We start from the raw sequence: 17,132 nt of genomic DNA on the forward strand, positions 1-17,132 counted from the left end.
CCGCAGCGCCGGCAGCACGGCCTGCAGCACCACCGGCCATGGCCCGGCCGGCGGCGCCGCCAGCCATGGCACGTCCCGCCGCACCGGCATTCCATCCCCCGGCCATGCCGCAGCGACCGGCCATGGCACCACATCCTGCACCGCGCATTGCCGCACCGCCACCCCGCCCGACCCCACATTTCGCTGCACCGCCGCCGCGAGCGGCTCCGCACGTGGCGGCACCGCGGCCTGAATTCCATCGGGCGCCGACATCCCCGCAACGCCCGGCCATGGCACCCCGGCCGACGCCGCACATCGCCGCTCCCTCGGCCGCTCCGGCGCGGCCCAGCGGACCGCCGGCCGCAAGCGAGCGGCTGTCGCGGCGGGATCAGATCGAACAGCGCGCGCAACAGCGCCAGCAGCAAGTCCAGCAGCGCCAGGAGATGGTGCAGCAGCGGCAGCGCGAGACGCTGTCGCGCCAGACCACGGAACGCCAGACCCGCATCGATCGCCTGCAGCAGCGCGTGCAGCAGCTCCAGTCGCAGAAACCGGAAGGCGCGCGGGCGTTGCGCGAGCAGCAACGGACGCTCCAGACCCAGAACCGCCTGCTTCAGCGTGAGCAGCGCGCTCAGCAAAGCGACCTGGCGCGCCAGCAGCGGCTTGGCCTCCAGGCTCCGGCCGGGCGGGCGGCAGCGACGACAGCCGCGGCCGCAGCCGCTGTGCAGGCCGCCCGGAGCGGGCGGTTTGCCGAGCGCTTCCGCGAACAGACCCCTGCGCAACAAGCCCAGGCGGCGCTCACCACCCGCCAGAGCGGCTGGGCTCCCCGGCAGGCCTGGCGTCATCGCCATCCCGCGGTGTTCGTGGCCTGGCTCGGGCCCGTGTTCTGGCCTTATGCCTATTCCGACATTTTCGACTACACGTTCTGGTCCTATGCCTACGAGCCCGGCTATTGGGCGTACGCGTATGACGACTTCGTCGACACCGTGTTCTGGGGTGGTGACGGCCCCTATTCCGCCTATGCCAGCGTCAACCCGTATGACTACCCACGAGCCGGCGGCCGCGGCCGTCCGCGCGCCAGCGCTAGTCAGCAAACGCTGCAGCAATTGTGCGGCACGCCGGACAAGGGCGTGACCGCCTGGCCGCTTGCCGATATCGCGCGGGCCGTGCGGCCGACACCGGAGCAACGCGCGCTGCTCGACGAATTGAAGACCGCGGCGGCCAACGCTGCCGGTGTGTTCAAGGACTCCTGCGCGGAGACCTATGCACTCACTCCGCCTGGCCGCCTGCGCGCGATGATGAACCGCGTCAGCGCGACGCTGGAAGCCGTCAAGATCGTGCGGCCGGCGCTGGAGAATTTCTACAACTCGCTCAGTGACGAGCAGCAGGCCAGCTTCAATGCGCTCGGTCCCAATGTCGGCGAGCGCTCGCCGCAGCAGCAGCAGGCCAACGCCCAAGCCAATACCGACGGCTGTGGCGATCCGAAATCCGGCCTGACCCAGTTGCCGATCCAAAGGATCGAAGCTGTGCTGCACCCCGCCGGCAAGCAGAAGGAGGCGCTCGACCGCCTCAGTGAAGCGACAGCCAAGGGCGTTGAAGGCCTGCAGGCGGCTTGCCCGAACGATGTACCGCAGACGCCGGTCGGACGACTGGAGGCGATGCAGCGCCGGCTCGAGGCGATGCTCACGGCCGCCAAGCTGGTCGAACCTGCGCTGGACGAGTTCTATGCCACGCTGAGCAGCGAGCAGAAGGCGCGCTTCAACACGCTGCAACAGGTCGCAGGCCAATGAGGGCGTCGCGTTCTCTCGTTGCGATTTGCGCAGCGGTCGAACGAAGCGGGGGTGACTCGGGCGTGTACTCATTAAGCGGCTGGCCGACTGGTGTCCGGTAACTCCCAACGGCGGCCCAAGAGCGGATGGCGCACCATGTGCCCGGGACTTGATTTAGCGCAAGAAGCTGAGGCGACTTCGGGCTAAGCTTTCAAAGCTTCTCAATCGGTCACTTTGTGGATCACAGCAATGATCATTGAGCGCTTAAGCCAAGAGCACCGCAATATCGAGAAACTGCTCGCGATCCTTGAGCGGGAGCTTCAGGTTTTCGACCTGGGCGACCGCCCCGATTATGAGGTTATTGGCGCGGTCATTAGCTATTTCGAACTTTACCCCGAGATTTACCACCACCCTCAGGAAGACCTGGTCTTCGCCAAGTTAAAAATTCGCGATCCCGGTGCGGCTGCGAAGATCGGTGATCTCGCTCGCGAGCACCAGAGAGGGGCCGAACTTTTGCGCCGAGTCGCTCAGGAGATTGGCAATGTTCTTGCGGGCCGCGAACTCCTTCGGCAAGATGTGCATGCCATCGTTCACGATTTCATCGAGCACGAGCGACGCCACATCACGATGGAAGATCGCGATTTCTTTCCCGCTGCCGTGAAGGCTCTCGAGCCTCAAGATTGGACGGAGATCGCTTCAGCTATGTCCAATCCTGAGGATCCGCTGTTTAGCGAGGCGGCCGAAGAGACGTTCGACGCGCTACGGGTACGCATCTCGCAGTTGGAACAAGAAGCCGAAGCCGAACGTCACTAGTCAAGCTCATCCGCATTGTGCTGATCGGATTCAATGTCCGAAAGGTCAAAGCGTCGCCCCAATCGCCGCTTGGTCACTTCCGGTGTGCCAGACGGACCAGCCCCGCAACCATGAGCGTAGGGTTGGGATAGCAGGAGAAGACAATGATGACTGACGATCAAGTCAATCTCGTCGTTCGGCACCTTTGCGAGCAATTGCATTTGGCGCTCCGATTGAAGGACAGCGAGGCCCATCCACCAAACGCCAAGGATATTGGATTTGATACTGCCTCTGTAAGAACTGTATTTCTGACTGGATTGCGTTCGGCGGGTGTCACGATCAACCACGAGGCAGCCGCGGCGGGCGAAGAGCCGCCGTGGTCCTAAACATGGATGTCGCTGCCGCGCACTCTCTGCATGGGTGCAGCGGCACGTAACGCAGCTACAGCCCCATTTCAGAACTCACGCGGAAATCGTCTTCCGCCCAGCATCATTCGTGTTAGCGACCGCTTGAGGCTGATCTATCTCATTCGAGCCAATGGCGTTGCATTGCTGGAAGTGCGAAGACAACGCAAGCTCGGCCAGATGATCCCAGTATTCTGCTTCTGCGAGCAGCTTCCACTTGTTCATGCTGTTGTACGCGGCCTGTTGGCGGCAAAGTGAGCTCATCGCACGCAAGCGTCGCACCTTATCCACTGCGAACCTCCCTTCGCGCTTGCTTGCTTGCAAGCGCATTTGTGTTGTCACAGCTTCGCAGATCGAATTGACGAGTGATAGCCCGGTGTTTGACGGTGATCGATGATAGCGCAATCGTCTGACTTTTCACCGCCAGCCCGAAAAAATTTGACCTCGAAACCAATTTGGCCGGCGCATTGAATTGCAGGATCGTCCCTGGCGCTCCGCAATAAAGCGCGCCGGCGACTTCGGCGAAGCTCGCCAGCCTTGTCGCGCCGATCACAGCAATGGCCCCGACGTTTGCACGTCGGGGCCATTCAAGATCAACAGGCAATGGGTACATCCGCCCTACCTGCTGATCGTTGATGCCACTTATTACCACATCCGATCTGGCACAGACTGTGGCGAGGCTGCGGCATCGGGATGATGATATTCTGCCTGAAAGCTGATGGCAGTCCACCTCATCATTGGTGGTACTCCCACAAGCTCGCTGACCCGCACGAGCTGGTCGCTTCGCAAAACGTGCACCCACGCTTCGTCATCCGGCGTCATCGCCGCTGAACCTTTTCGGGATTTCCGGGACCAAACTCTATAAGCTGCGCGAACGACGGCTTTTCTGCCGTGAACCGGCCCGACCATTGCGAAGTGACAGTTTGATTTTTTTGGCGCTGCAATAGCGCAAGAGAGGTCCGTTATGGACCTTACAGCTGGCAAGAAAGTCAGTTGCCATACCATACGGTGTCATTCCCCAGGATGGCGCCGCTGTGGAATTCATATTGTTGCGGTGCTCTGCACCGCTTGCACTCTCCTGTTTGCCAGCGAAGCCAGCGCTCAATGCACGGCGCGAGATGTCCTGCAGAACCAGCTAAGGCTCAAGAAAGCCTCGTCAGCCGACAGGCCGCAAATCCCGATCAAATCCGCCGTCGAAGTCCAGGTGTGGAAGACGATCACAATCGGGACGTTCGCAAGTTTCTTTGCCCTCAGTAACGCATTGGATACGGCGGGTTGCGGTATCGGAAGCTCGGCTGGCGAAATCCTCGCACGACCGAGCTTTACCCTTCGCCGCGCGAAAGCAAACGTAGAGCTATTTGCGGTGTCGGCAGCCGAACTCGGCTTTCAGACCGATACTGCGTCGCTGGCGGACATTTATGCGCGCGCCAAGCAGCTGGGTTTCGGACTTGCGGCGGCAGAAGTCGGGCCACAGCTGAGGCTTCAATATTTTGACCAGCCGATCGGTGAATTTCTCATCATCGGAATGGAGCCAATCAGAACGTGGAAGGGTGCTCCCGTCATCTTGAATGTAGCCAATGGCGGAGCGGGACTAATTCTCATCGGCCAGGATGGCAGCCCCGACGCACAGATCTCCATGGCATCCCGTTTTGTATTCGTGCGGACCAATGAAGCCGCACCTGCCGAGACACAGGAGGCCGTAGCACGTATCGATCGCTGAATTTCCAGGTGTGCGCAGCGACACAGCCAGGACTTCGCGAAGGTATAGCCGCACCCGGAGACACCAATAGCGTCGTCAGCCCATCAGGTAGGGAGCGTGAGATGAATGTCCCGTCTCCAGTCAACGAGAGTCTCCTGAGCCAGCGGCTCGCCGCGCTCGGAGCGGCAAGAAGCTGGGCACCGAATGTTCTGCCGGAGCTCGAGCGCTTCATCCGGACCGCCGGCGACTACGATCTTCTTCGCGTCAATCCCATCCAATACGGCCGCGCCGTCGGCATGTCCGAGGCAGACGCGATCGGGCTGTTCGTGCACGCTGCCAAGGTGGGCCTGTTCGATATGGACTGGTTGCTGATCTGCGCCTATTGCCCGCAGGTCGCCGGCAGCTTCCGCGAGCTCGACCAGGTCCATCCACGCTTTCAGTGCGCGTTCTGCAACGCGATCAACGATGTGGCGCTGGACGACTACATCCAGGTCGCATTTACAGTCTCGAGCGGCGTCCGCGACATCATATTCCGCCATCCCGAAAGGCTGTCTGTCGAGGATTTTTACCTGCGCTACAACTTTTCCAAAGGCTTCATCGCTCCGCACGGAATGACGCACCAGCAGCTCGTTGCCGCGCTCTCACGGGGATTCGCCGATATCGAGGCGCATGAGCACCGCAGCTTCGACTTCGAGGTCACGCCTGGCCGCTTCGAGGTGCTGGATTTGAGCCACAAACTCCTTCTGGTCTTCTTCGCGAACGGGGCGCCAGCAGAGCCGCAGGAGACGCTGGTCCAGCTCGAGTCGGGTCGCTTTCTGCTACCGGACCGGCCAACGGCACCGCGAGACATCGTCCTCGGCGACGGACGGTTTTCGTTCCGGCAGACGGCCGATCTCAGCCCGGGCAAGCACACCATCCGGATCGAGAACCGTACTGGCGATCGCGGCCGCTTCTGGTTCGTCCAGTACCCCTTCGGTTTCGAGCCCCATCGGGTCGAATATGAACCGTTTCTGTCCGGCAAGCGGTTGCTGCTCACCCCGAGCTTCCGCGAACTGTACAAGGCGCAGGTGGTGGATGAGGGCGAGAGCATCAAGGTCTCGGACATGACTTTCCTGTTCACCGATCTGAAGCAGTCGACCCCGCTGTATGAAAGCGTTGGTGACGTGAACGCGTATTTCCTGGTCCGTCAGCACTTTGAGATCTTGAACAGGATCATCCGGGAACGATCCGGCACCATTATCAAGACGATCGGCGATGCAGTCATGGCCGGGTTCGAGCGTCCCCAGGACGCCGTTTGCGCCTCAGTCGAGATGATCGAAGAACTGTCGCGATTCAACCGGACCGCTTCACGGCCGCTGGGCCTCAAGGTCGGCGTCCACAAGGGTCGGGCGATTGCGGTGACGCTCAACGACCGGATCGACTATTTCGGACAGGACGTGAATATCGCCGCACGCGTGCAAGGTCTCGCCGATGTCAACGAAGTTTGCATCAGTGCAACCGCGATGGAGGCGCCTGGCGTCGGTGATATCGTCAATTCGCGCTCGGTGTCGCGCGACTACGAGAACCTGAAGGGTATCGGTCAAAAGATGGAAGTCCATCGCATGACAATCCCGCCGACGCAGACGTGAACGAGCGCAATCCTGCCGAGGTGCCTTGGACCAGTTCCATGCCTCGCTGGGTGAGCTGAAGGCACGCTGCAACGGGCCGCAGTCCGTCAGGGCCGCGCTCGCGGAGCCTAAACCACCGTCTTGTGCCGCGCGATGCAGGTGCGAAGCACTTCGTCCATCGGCTTGCCCCACCAGTCATTGGAGAAGATCTCGATCTCCGAATAGCCGGCAAAGCCCTGCGCTTCGACCGCTTGACGCACCGATTTGATGTCGATGACGCCGTCGCCCATCATGCCGCGATCGTTGAGGATGTCTTTGGTCGGCACCAGCCAGTCGCAGACGTGGAAGGCGAGCAGGCGATCCTTGCCGGCCCGCGCGATCTGTCCCATCAGCTCCGGGTCCCACCAGATGTGATAGACATCGAGCGCGACGCCGAGCATGCCGGTGCGGCCGGGGTCGAGCCGGTCGCAGATGTCGAGCGCCTGCTTTGTGGTGTTCACGCAGGCACGGTCGGCCGCATAGGCCGGATGCAGCGGCTCGATGGCCAGCGGCAGGTTGGCCTGTTTGGCGTAGTCGAGCATCTCGGCGAGGGCTTCCTCGACCTGCCCGCGCGCTCCCGCGATATCTTTCGAGACCTCGCTGCCCGGCCGCGAATATTGCGGCAGGCCGCCGACGACCAGCACGATGCAGGACGCACCCAGCGCCTTGGCCTCATCGACGCAGCGCCGGTTGTCGTCGCGCACCTCGCCCCGGCGCGAGGTGTCGGAGGTGAACATGCCGCCGCGGCAATAGCCTGAGAGATCGAGACCGGCATCGCGCACCGCGCGCGCGGCGCGGTCGAGACCGACGGCAGCGACCTGGTCGCGCCAGGGATCGATGGCGCGGATGCCGTGCCTCGCACAGGCATCGATGATTTCGACGAGGTCACCCTGCTTGCGGACGGTCGCCGTGTTCAGCGACATCCAGCTGTGGTCAGACGAGAAATCGCGCATCAGGATTCGATACCGTGGGTGGCGAGCACGGTCTTCATCCGTTGCGTCGCGAGTTCGGGATTGGCGAGCAGGCCGGCCTTGTCGGCGAGACGGAACAGTTCGGCCAGATGCAACGTGGAGCGCGTGCTCTCCTGACCGCCGACCATGGTGAAATGGTCCTGGTGGCCGTTGAGGTAAGCCATGAACACGACGCCGGTCTTGTAGAAGCGCGTCGGCGCCTTGAAGATGTGGCGCGACAGCGGCACCGTCGGCCCCAGCACGTCGTGGAATCCGGCCTCGTCACCCGCCGCCAGCCGCGACAGCGCGTAGGACGCTGCCGGCGCGATGGCATCGAAGATACCGAGCAGCGCGTGCGAAAAGCCCTTCTCGTCGCCGGCGATCAGCTCCGCGTAATTGAAGTCGTCGCCGGTGTACATCTTGATGCGCTTGTCGAGGCGCCGGCGCATATCGATCTCGCGCTGCTTGTCCAGCAGCGAGACCTTGACGCCGTCGACCTTGGCGGCGTTGCCGTTGATGATGGCGACCGCCGTGTCCATCGCCTTGTCGAGGTCTTTGGTGCCCCAATAGCCCGTCAGCGCCGGATCGAACATGTCGCCGAGCCAGTGGATGATCACGGGCTCGCGGACCTGCGACAACACGCGGTCATAGACTTTTGCGTAATCGTCAGCGTTGCGGCCAAGCTTGGCCAGTGCGCGCGAGGCCATCAGGATGATGCGGCCGCCGATCTTCTCGACTGCCGAGATCTGCTCCTCATAGGCGCGGATGACGTCGTCGATGGTTCTGGCATCCTCGACCGCGAGGTGGTCGGTGCCGGCTCCGGAGAACACCAGCGCATTGCGGCGCTTGGCGGCGCCGACCGAGCGCGTGATCAGCTCGAGCGAGGTCGGCCAGTCCAGCCCCATGCCGCGCTGCGCGGTGTCCATGGCTTCGGCGACGCCCAGACCAAGGTCCCAGACGTGTTCGCGGAAGGCGATGGTCTTGTCCCAGTCGACCGCGACCGAGAGCCAGGGATCGTTGTCCGCGAAGGGATCGGCGACGGTGTGCACGGCCGAGAAGGCAATGCGGTTCAGCGGTCCCTCGAGCTTTGCGGGAAAGGTGCGCGAGGCCGCGAGACGATAGGTCTCGATCGAGCGATCGGTCTTCGGCAGCTTGAGTGACAGTGACGACATGGGTGGGACGGGCTTGTTCATGATTTCGAACCTCTCCCCGTCATTGCGAGGGGCGAAGCGACGAAGCAATCCAGACTGCCTCTGCGGAAAGACTCTGGATTGCTTTGCTTCGCTCGCAATGACGGCTCAGCAGACATTTATCCAATCAACCTCAGACCTTGATTGGAGCGACGTCGATCCAGCGCCGCTCCTTCCAGCTCTTCAGCGCGCATTCGGCGAGCTGCACGCCCTTGGCGCCTTCGAGCAGCGTGAACTTGTAGGGCGCATCCTCGTAGACGTGGCGGATGAACATCTCCCACTGCTCCTTGAAGCCGTTGTCGTAGGTGACGTTGTCGGGCAGCTTCTGCCAGTCGCCGTAGAAATCGTGCAGCCGCTTCTCGTCGGGATTCCACACCGGCCTCGGGGTCGCCTGCCGCGCCTGGATCATGCAGTCGGAAAGTCCCGCGACCGCCGAGCCGAGCGTGCCGTCGACCTGGAAGGTGACGAGGTCGTCGCGATAGACGCGCGTCACCCAGGACATGTTGATGTGGGCGATGACGCCGCCCTCGAGCTGGAAGGTCGCGTAGGCGGAATCGTCGGCGGTCGCCTTGTACTTCTTGCCCTGCTCGTCAAAACGCTCGGGGATGTCGGTGTTGCCGATGCAGACCACGCTCTGGACATTGCCGAAGAGGTTGTCGAGCACGTAGCGCCAGTGGCAGACCATGTCGAGGATGATGCCGCCACCGTCCTCGTCGCGGTAGTTCCAGGACGGCCGCTGCGCCTCCTGCCAGCCGCCTTCGAACACCCAATAGCCGAACTCGCCGCGCACCGAGAGGATGCGGCCGAAGAAGCCGGAATCGCGCAGGAAGGCGATCTTCTTCAGACCGGGCAGGAACAGCTTGTCCTGCACCGTGCCGTGCTTGACGCCACTGGCGTTGGCGAGCTTCACGACCTCGACGGCTTCCTCGAAATTCGTCGCGATCGGCTTCTCGCAATAGACATGCTTGCCGGCGTTGATGGCCTGGGTCAGCAGACCGGGCCGGGCTTGCGTGGTCGCGGCGTCGAAGAACATGGTGTCGTTCTTGTCGGCGAGTGCGGCGTCGAGATCGGTGGTCCAGCGGGTGATATTGTAGCGCTTGGCGAGCGCCTCGACCTTCTCGGCGCTGCGGCCGACCAGGATCGGATCGGGCATGACGCGGTCGCCGTTCTTGAGGCGGACGCCGCCCTGCTCGCGGATCGCGACGATCGAGCGGATCAGATGCTGGTTGAGCCCCATGCGGCCGGTGACGCCGTTCATGATGAGGCCGAGGCGTTGGGTGGTCATGCCAATTGCTCCTGAAGTGATCCTGGCTGTTCGAGCGGGCGGAGCGCCGACCAGTCCGGATGGACCGAAGTCGCAAAGCCCGTTGCATGAAGCGATCCCGTCAGGAGATCGCCGTTGTGAATCTTGAGGCGGATGCCCTGCCCGGCATCGGCGTAGAGATCGGGGTGCGCGGCGGCGAAGGCCGCGGCTTCGGCGGCGGGCGTCTCGCCAAAACCGTCGACATAGTGGTGGCCGTTGCGTTCGGCGTGGGTCACACCGATGAAGGCGCCGAGCGCGAGATCCTGCTGCACGGCAAGGCCGACCTGGCAGGTCAGGTCCTCGCCGGTGACGAAGAAGGTTTCGCCGCCCGTGCTCCACTTCGCCGCGCGCGTTGCGTTGACGATGGACTTGTAGAGTCCCTTGCAGGACTTTGAGGAAAATGCCGCGATAGCCGAGCGCCCGCGCTGCGGGGAAAGCATCGTAGGAATCGTCGGCCTCGTCGATGATCAAGCCACGCGCCGCCAGCGAACCCAGTGGCGATTGCCGCGTAATGTCGCGCGGCATCGGCTGCTCGACATAGAGCAGGTGCGAGGCGATCGGACGCAGCGCCGAATCACGGTCGAGCCGATCCATCAGCGCCTGCAGCCCAGCGAGATCAGCATACTGCTCGTTGGCGTCGAGCGTGACCTTGTAATGGCGGCCGAGCGTGTCGAGCTCCTTGCCGACACGTACCAGCCGCGCCGCATCGGCTGCGGGATCGCCCGACAGCTTCAGCTTGAAATGGCTCGCGCCGGCGTTCTCATGTGGATCGGCAACACCGCCCGTACCTTCGACGGTGTCGTCGAGGCCAACGGTATGCCTGATCGCAACGCGCGGCAGCGGTTTGCGCACGGCGAGAAACGTCGTGAGATCCGCGTCCTTCAGATCCGGCGAAAGTCGCGCATCGATGCCGGCGATGTTGCCCGCCATGCCGTCGAAGAAGTTGGCTTCAACGCCGCGCAAGAGCGCATCGAGGATCGCCTTGTCGATCTCTGCGGGACCATAAGCCGCAGCAAGTGCCGGAATGTTCTTTTTCGCGCACGTCGCGATCTGGGCTCCGATGCACGAGGCATGCAGATCGAACGCCGTCTGGAATCCGGTCCGCGCAAGATAAAGTCCGCGCGCGATCTGCAGCGACCGTCGCAGGCCATCGACCGTCTGCGCCGGCGACAGCTCAGGCCGCTTGTCGAACCATTTCGGCACCAGCAGCTCGGCGCTGGCGCCGACCGCAACGCCCCTGCCCTCGACCTCGATCTCGACCCGCACGAACAGCTGCGGCGTCGCGTTGATCGTGATCGCGCCAAAGCGGAACGGTCGCGCGAAATGCACGGGGCGTTCGAAGAAGGCGATGTCTCGCAGCTTCAGGCGCGGCGCCATGGTTTTAGTCCAGCGAACCTTGCGAGAAGAAATGCTTGCGGATGCGTTGCACGAGCTCGGTGAAGACCGGATCGGCCATCACGTCGAGCGAACGCGGGCGCGGCAGCGGCACGTCGTAGATCGCGGCGACCGCGCCGGGGCGCTCGGTCATGACCAGCACGCGGTCGGCGAGGAACACGGCCTCGGGAATCGAATGCGTGATCAGCAGCACGGTCTTCTTCGTCTCGCGCTGGATCCGCATCAGCTCGACATTCATGCGCTCGCGCGTCAGCGCATCGAGTGCGCCGAACGGCTCGTCCATCAGCATGATCCTGGGATCGTGCACCAGCGCGCGGCAGATCGAGGCGCGTTGCTGCATGCCGCCGGAGAGCTGCCAGGGCAGCTTCTTCTCAAAACCTTCGAGGCCGACCAGCTTCAACAGCGACCTGGCGCGATCGAGATATTCCTGCCGCGGCAGCCGCTTCATGTCGATCGGCAGCATCACGTTGTTGAGGATGTTGCGCCATGGCAGCAGCAGCGCGTTCTGGAACACGATGCCGACATTGCCGTGCGGCGTCGTCACCTTCTCGCCCTCGACCAGGATCTCGCCCGATGTCGGCGGCAAGAGGCCCGAGATCAGCTTGAGCAGCGTGGACTTGCCGCAGCCGGAAGGGCCGACCACGACGAAGAACTCGCCGTCATTGATGTGGAAATCGAGCGGCCGCAGCGACGGCACGTCGCCGTCGCGCGTCCGGTAGGTTTTCGACACGCCGGACAATTTGATGCCCGACGCATCGCCGGCCCGGTCGCTCACCAGTCTCAGATGCGCGGCCGGCTGCACGTCGATCGGTTTGGTTGCAGGGTTCATCACAGCCCTCTCCGCCCGTCGTCCCGGCGAAGGCCGGGACCCATACGCCGTGCCGGCGCGTCCGAGCACGCGGGGAGAGACCTTCCGCAACAATCAAAGCCGGTGGTTATGGGTCCCGGCTTTCGCCGGGACGACAGCGGAAATTTGTCGCTCACGAGCCACTCTTCGGCAGATAGTCGTTGGTGTAGAAGGCCTTCGGGTTGTCCTTGGCCTTGGCGTCGAGGCCGCCATATTCGACCAGCAGGTTGACGGTCTCGGTCATGTTCTGGTCGGTGACCTGAAACGGCCGCTTGGCCTTGGTCTCCGCGGTCCGGTACAGCGGAATGGTCAGCTCAAAGCCCTGCGTCAGCGTGTCGATCTTGCCGCCCTTGGGATTGGCATCGAGGATCGCCTGCGCCGCGGCCTTCGGCTCCTTCTCGGCGGCCTCGACCGCCTTGGTCGTCGCCGACATGAAGCGGCGGACGAGATCGGCATTGGCCTTCACATAGTCGGCGTTGGCGATGATGCCCGAGGAGACCATGTTGATGCCGTAGTCGGCGAACTTGATCGGATAGACGTCCTTGCCGGTGGCATCCTTGATCTTCATCGACTGGTCCATGACGTAGCCGAGCAGCAGATCGGCCTGGCCGTTGATGACGGCGTTGAGCTTGGTCTGGCCGTCGCCGGCGACGGTCTGGAAGTCGCTCTCCTTCAGGCCGGTCTTCTTCAGGAACAGCGGCCAGATCTGGGTCATGGAGTCCGCCGGCGTGATCGCCACCGTCTTGCCCTTGATGTCCTCGGGCTTCTTGATGTTCTTGTCGACGAAGCCCATGGCGGACATCGGGCTCGTTTGCAGCAGCACGCCGGTCGCAACCACGGGCGCGCCCTTGATGGCGGCGCGCATCATGGTGGGGACGTCGACATAGCCGAAGTCCGCGGTCTTGGCGGCGACGGCCTGCGTGGTCGCGGCCGAGCCGCGGCCCTCCTGGATCTCGAGGTCGATGCCCTCGGCGGCATAGATGCCCTTGGCCTTGCCGTAGTAGAACGGCGCGTGCTCGCCATAGACGTACCAGTTCAGCATCAGCACGACCTTGTCGGCCGCCTGCGCCGGCGACACCGCGAACGCCATCAGCGCCAAAGATGCAGCCCCAATCCACCGCTTCATCGTCACTCTCCCTTTGTCGTTATGTTTCGGCCGTTAATGGCCGTTGCTTGAGTTAAGAGGCGAAAATCACGTCCTCGCGCTGGCTCACATGCCAGGGAATGACCAGCTTCTCGATCCGGTCCACGATCCAGAACAGGATCACGCCGAGCAGCGCCAGGATCACCAGCGCTGCGAACATGGTCGGCAGGTCGAAGGTGCCGATCGAGCGCTGCATGACGTAGCCGATGCCGGAATTGGAGCCGACGAACTCGCCGACGACGGCGCCGACCACGGCGAGCGTCACGGAGACTTTCAGACCGGAGAAGATCGCCGGCAGCGCATGCGGCAGGTTCACCGCACGGAACACCTGCAGGCGGCTGCCCTGCATGGCGCGGGCAAGATCGACCATGTCGGGGTCGACCGACTTGAAACCCTGCACGGCGGAGACGACCACCGGGAAGAAGCCGAGCAGGAAGGCGGAAATGACTTTGGGAATGATGCCGAAGCCGAACCACACCACGAACAGCGGCGCGATCGCGATCTTCGGCACGGATTGGGAGAACACCAGCAGCGGATAGACGTAGCTCTCCACCGTCTTCGAGCCCGCGATCAGCATCGCGACGGGAATGCCGAACAGCGCCGATAGCAGGAAGCCGCAGACGGTCGCATAGGTGGTCGGCCAGGACTGCCGCAGCAGTTCCGGCCATTCCGTGCGCAGCACGGCGAGAACATCGCCCGGCGACGGGATCTGGTAGGCGGGGATCCTGAACAGCCGGATCGCGAGATCCCAGGCGACGACGATGAAGACGAGGAACAAGAACGGCCGAACCCAGGCCGCATTCAGCAATTTGGAGATCGCACCCTGTGGCTTCGGCTCGGCCAATTTTCACTCCCGGCAGTCTTCTTCGTTGTGGGGAGAAATTAACCCGTTGGATAAATACTGTCTAGGGGTCTCCCTGTGACGTTTTGCGCCGGGTTCCGGCGTTTGTGGCGGCAGCGCTACGTCGGGAGCACGAGAGCACGATTTGGGCCCGCCGCCGCCACCTCATTGCGAGCGCAGCGAAGCAATCCAGACTGCCGCTGCGGAAAGATTCTGGATTGCTTCGCTACGCTCGCAATGACGGAGCAAGGTGCGAGGTCATTGCCTCGTAGCCCGGATGGAGCGAAGCGTAATCCGGGGTCGGTGCCACCAGCGACAGGAGTCCCGGATTGCGCTGCGCTCCATCCGGGCTACGGACTACACCGTCTGCGCCACCGCGCTGCGCGATTTCGGCGCTTTCGCGATCTCGAACAGCTCCACCGAACGCCCGGTCAGCGCAGCGAGCACGAGGCCGGCCATGTGGGCGAGCCGCTCGTCCTTGGCCTTCTTGTCGAGCAGGTCGCGGCCGAAGATCACGCTGAGGGTCGCCGAGTTGGAGAGATAGAAGAAGCTGAGCGCGGCAATGGAGATGTAGAGCTGGACCGGGTCGACCGCGACCTGGAAGTCGCCGCTGTCGACGCCGCGCCGCACCACGGTGCGGATCATCTCGACGAAGGGCGAATGCATCGACTTGACCTTGGTCGATTTCTTCAGGTGCTTTGCGCGCGCGAGGTTTTCGGTCTGCAGCAGCGACAGGAATTCGGGGTTGCGCAGGAAGTAATTCCAGGTGAACTCGATCAGGCGGCGGATCGCCTCGGGCGGATCGAGATGCTCAAGATCGAGCCCGCGCTCCTCGCTGCGGATCTTGTCATAGGCGCCTTCGAGCACCGCCAGATACAGCTCGTCCTTGTTGCCGACGTGGTAGTACAGCATGCGCTTGTTGGCGCCGGCCTTGGCCGCGATGCGGTCGACGCGCGCGCCGGCGAGCCCGTGGGCGGAAAACTCCTGCTTGGCGGCTTCGAGAATGCGCAGCCGCATCCCCTCGGGATCGCGCTGCCATTTCAGAGTTCGCTTTGCCTTTGCCAAACCGGGTGCTCGCTGGGTGGTCTCGGGTCAGCGTGTAGCACGAGGAAGCCGTCATTGCGAGGAGCCCTTGCGACGAAGCAATCCAGATTGTCACCCCGGAGGGATTCTGGATTGCTTCGCTTCGCTCGCAATGACGGGTGGACGGACCTGCGCTCACTCCACCGGCTTCGGCGAGCGCTCCAGCAGCACCGTCTGGATCCCGCACGTCCCGCTCCGCACCGTCATGATCCGCGTGCCGGGCTTGCGGCCGTTGCGGACCTCGGTGACGTCGAGGCCGGCCGCGATCAGGCGGGCGCGGGTGGCGTCGATGTCGGCGACGCGCCAGCTCAGGCCCCAGAGACGGTCGCGCGCGGCATCGCCGCCCGCAACAGGCCGGCGCACCACCTCGACGATGAGGTCGCCGCAGCGGAAGAACATCAGCTGGCCCCAATCCTGGTGCGAGCGGTCGAGCGCGAGATCGAGCCCGAGCCGCGCGCCATAGAGCGCGGCGGCGCGCTCGGAATCCTCCGTGGTGATGACGACATGATCGAGCCCGTCGATCGGCGCGATGTCGGTCGCAACCGATTTGGGGCGCTCCTCGGCAAGCTCGAGGAAGAACATGCGCACGCCGCGCGTCAGCTCCGTGGCGGCGCGGGTGCGCTTCCAGTGCAGGACGGCGTCGGTCGCGGCATCGCTGCTCTCGACCTCGGCGACCGGATCGGGCTTGAGCGCCACCCGCTCCAGCCGGCGATGCATCTTGCCGATGTCCGCGACACGAAAGCACAGGCTGGCGAGCACGCCCTCCTGGTCGTCCAGCAGCGTGCGCATGCGGTCGGCGGTAACGCTGAAGCCGCTCGGCGCCATCAGCTCAATCGTCATGTTCTCGAGAGTGAACAGCACCCGGTCGGCGCCCTCGCCCGAGTTCTGCCAGGCCGGCGCGCGGGCGAGCAGCGTCTGATAGGCCGCCCTGGCCGCACCGATATCCCTGACCAGAACGACGATGTGATCGAGGCCGCTGATCATGTTCCCTCCTCCGCAACGGGCCGGAACCGAAGCGCCCGCGAGGTCGTTGGCTCTGCCCGGGCAGCTCGCCCAGCCACGGTCGTATTCCGCCCCCAGGCCGACCTCAAGCGTCTACCGCCATGACTTTGCGAATATTTTGGCTCCCGCCGAAGCGGTGCTAAGGTAAGTAGCCGGTCGGGACCACCCAGCGCATCACGGACAAACAATGCAGGCTCTCTTTATCGGACAGACCTATATCGACGTCGTCTTCATCACCGACCACATGCCGACCGGCGACGAAAAGCACGTGGCCTCGGATTACGCGGTTTCCTTCGGCGGCAATGCTGTGACGGCGGCGTTCTGCTGCGCCAAGCTCGGCATCGTGCCGGATCTGATCGCCACCGCCGCCAATGACTGGCTGGGGCGCATGTTCCAGGACATGTGCGCGAAATACGCGATCTCGCTGCATGCGCGGAAGGTGAACCAGTCTTCGCTGTCCTTCATCATGCCCAAGGACGGCAAGCGCGCCATCGTCCGCTGCCGCGACGACCACCACATTCACCCCTTCCCGATGCTCAATCTCGGCGGCTGCCGCGCGCTGCATGTCGACGGGCACCAGCCCGATGCGGCGATCCACTACGCCAAGGTGTGCCGCGAGGCCGGCATCCTGACCTCGCTCGACGGCGGCGGCTTGCGCACCAACACGCATGAGCTGCTGGAATATATCGACGTCGCCATCGTCGCCGAGCGCCTGTGCGAGCAGATGGACCTGACGCCGGAGAAGATGCTGGACTATTTGAAGAGCCGCGGCTGCAAGATCGGCGGCGTCACCATGGGTGAGAAGGGCCTGCTCTGGTACAACGAGACCGGCGCGGTCGAGACCATGCCGGCGATGCCGATCCCGCGCGAGCGCGTGATCGACACCAACGGCGCCGGCGACGTGTTCCACGGCGCCTATGTCTATTCCTACCTCGCCCATCCCGGCAAAAGCTGGCGCGAGCATTTTGACTTTGCGCGCGCCGCCTCCACCTTCAAGATCCAGCGCCTCGGCAACGAGGCGGGCCTGCCGACCCTTGTCGACATCGCCAAGGTCAGGCACGAGTTCGAGGTTCGGGTCTAGATTTCGCGAG

At 63.5% G+C, this 17,132-nt stretch carries 16 protein-coding genes and 1 pseudogene; 6 read left to right on the top strand and 11 right to left on the bottom strand.

Features of this window, described 5'->3' with window-relative positions; all coding sequences use genetic code 11:
* Window positions 1-269 precede the first annotated feature (269 nt).
* From N2603_RS31735 to N2603_RS31745, 3 genes are all read left to right on the top strand, one after another.
* Window positions 270-1,766: a Spy/CpxP family protein refolding chaperone gene (locus N2603_RS31735; RefSeq protein WP_260385228.1), complete on the top strand. Its 1,497-nt coding sequence runs from the start codon at window positions 270-272 to the stop codon at window positions 1,764-1,766.
* A 228-nt stretch (window positions 1,767-1,994) separates the two neighbouring features.
* Window positions 1,995-2,558, top strand: coding sequence for a hemerythrin domain-containing protein (locus N2603_RS31740; RefSeq protein ID WP_260385229.1), 564 nt, complete (start codon window positions 1,995-1,997; stop codon window positions 2,556-2,558).
* 143 nt (window positions 2,559-2,701) lie between these two features.
* Window positions 2,702-2,923 carry a hypothetical protein gene (locus N2603_RS31745; RefSeq protein WP_145831289.1) on the top strand — a complete coding sequence of 74 codons (222 nt, stop codon included), beginning with the start codon at window positions 2,702-2,704 and terminating at the stop codon, window positions 2,921-2,923.
* 75 nt (window positions 2,924-2,998) lie between these two features.
* Here N2603_RS31745 and N2603_RS31750 read toward each other — a convergent pair whose 3' ends face one another.
* On the bottom strand, window positions 2,999-3,232 hold the full coding sequence (locus N2603_RS31750) for a hypothetical protein (protein WP_260385230.1): 234 nt from the start codon (window positions 3,230-3,232) through the stop codon (window positions 2,999-3,001).
* Entirely contained in the window at window positions 3,225-3,545 is a 321-nt protein-coding gene (locus N2603_RS31755) for a hypothetical protein (RefSeq protein ID WP_260385231.1), read from the bottom strand. The genes N2603_RS31750 and N2603_RS31755 overlap by 8 nt, the downstream gene beginning before the upstream one ends.
* Before the next feature lie 360 nt (window positions 3,546-3,905).
* Here N2603_RS31755 and N2603_RS31760 point away from each other — a divergent pair, with 360 nt between their 5' ends.
* Together N2603_RS31760 and N2603_RS31765 are read left to right on the top strand one after the other, a co-directional pair.
* Window positions 3,906-4,661, top strand: a complete 756-nt coding sequence (locus N2603_RS31760) for a hypothetical protein (protein WP_260385232.1) — start codon at window positions 3,906-3,908, stop codon at window positions 4,659-4,661.
* Between the two features lie 101 nt (window positions 4,662-4,762).
* Window positions 4,763-6,268, top strand: a complete 1,506-nt coding sequence (locus N2603_RS31765) for an adenylate/guanylate cyclase domain-containing protein (protein WP_260385233.1) — start codon at window positions 4,763-4,765, stop codon at window positions 6,266-6,268.
* A 107-nt stretch (window positions 6,269-6,375) separates the two neighbouring features.
* Here the strand turns inward: N2603_RS31765 and N2603_RS31770 are convergent, their stop codons facing one another.
* The 9 genes and pseudogenes from N2603_RS31770 to N2603_RS31810 form a co-directional block, all read right to left on the bottom strand.
* The gene (locus N2603_RS31770; RefSeq protein ID WP_260385234.1) at window positions 6,376-7,239 is read right to left on the bottom strand and encodes a sugar phosphate isomerase/epimerase family protein; all 864 of its coding nucleotides are present in this window, start codon (window positions 7,237-7,239) and stop codon (window positions 6,376-6,378) included.
* Window positions 7,239-8,429 (bottom strand): dihydrodipicolinate synthase family protein, encoded by a 1,191-nt coding sequence (locus tag N2603_RS31775; protein WP_260385235.1) that lies wholly within the window; start codon window positions 8,427-8,429, stop codon window positions 7,239-7,241. Before N2603_RS31775 ends, N2603_RS31770 begins: the two co-directional genes overlap by 1 nt.
* A gap of 130 nt (window positions 8,430-8,559) precedes the next feature.
* Window positions 8,560-9,711 (bottom strand): Gfo/Idh/MocA family protein, encoded by a 1,152-nt coding sequence (locus N2603_RS31780; protein ID WP_260385236.1) that lies wholly within the window; start codon window positions 9,709-9,711, stop codon window positions 8,560-8,562.
* Window positions 9,708-11,106 (bottom strand): annotated as a pseudogene (locus N2603_RS31785) (hypothetical protein). Before N2603_RS31785 ends, N2603_RS31780 begins: the two are co-directional and overlap by 4 nt.
* A 4-nt stretch (window positions 11,107-11,110) precedes the next feature.
* Entirely contained in the window at window positions 11,111-11,953 is an 843-nt protein-coding gene (locus N2603_RS31790) for an ABC transporter ATP-binding protein (RefSeq protein WP_260385237.1), read from the bottom strand.
* 151 nt (window positions 11,954-12,104) lie between these two features.
* Complete coding sequence (locus tag N2603_RS31795) at window positions 12,105-13,097, bottom strand: ABC transporter substrate-binding protein (RefSeq protein WP_026312842.1); 993 nt, start codon at window positions 13,095-13,097, stop codon at window positions 12,105-12,107.
* 52 nt (window positions 13,098-13,149) lie between these two features.
* Window positions 13,150-13,959, bottom strand: a complete 810-nt coding sequence (locus N2603_RS31800) for an ABC transporter permease (protein WP_260385238.1) — start codon at window positions 13,957-13,959, stop codon at window positions 13,150-13,152.
* A gap of 354 nt (window positions 13,960-14,313) precedes the next feature.
* Window positions 14,314-15,021, bottom strand: coding sequence for a TetR/AcrR family transcriptional regulator (locus tag N2603_RS31805; protein ID WP_260385239.1), 708 nt, complete (start codon window positions 15,019-15,021; stop codon window positions 14,314-14,316).
* A 153-nt stretch (window positions 15,022-15,174) separates the two neighbouring features.
* Entirely contained in the window at window positions 15,175-16,023 is an 849-nt protein-coding gene (locus N2603_RS31810) for a VOC family protein (RefSeq protein WP_260385240.1), read from the bottom strand.
* Between the two features lie 205 nt (window positions 16,024-16,228).
* Here N2603_RS31810 and N2603_RS31815 point away from each other — a divergent pair, with 205 nt between their 5' ends.
* Complete coding sequence (locus N2603_RS31815) at window positions 16,229-17,122, top strand: sugar kinase (protein ID WP_260385241.1); 894 nt, start codon at window positions 16,229-16,231, stop codon at window positions 17,120-17,122.
* The last annotated feature ends 10 nt before the right edge of the window (window positions 17,123-17,132 follow it).

Source organism: Bradyrhizobium huanghuaihaiense, assembly GCF_025200885.1.
Lineage (GTDB): Bacteria > Pseudomonadota > Alphaproteobacteria > Rhizobiales > Xanthobacteraceae > Bradyrhizobium > Bradyrhizobium huanghuaihaiense.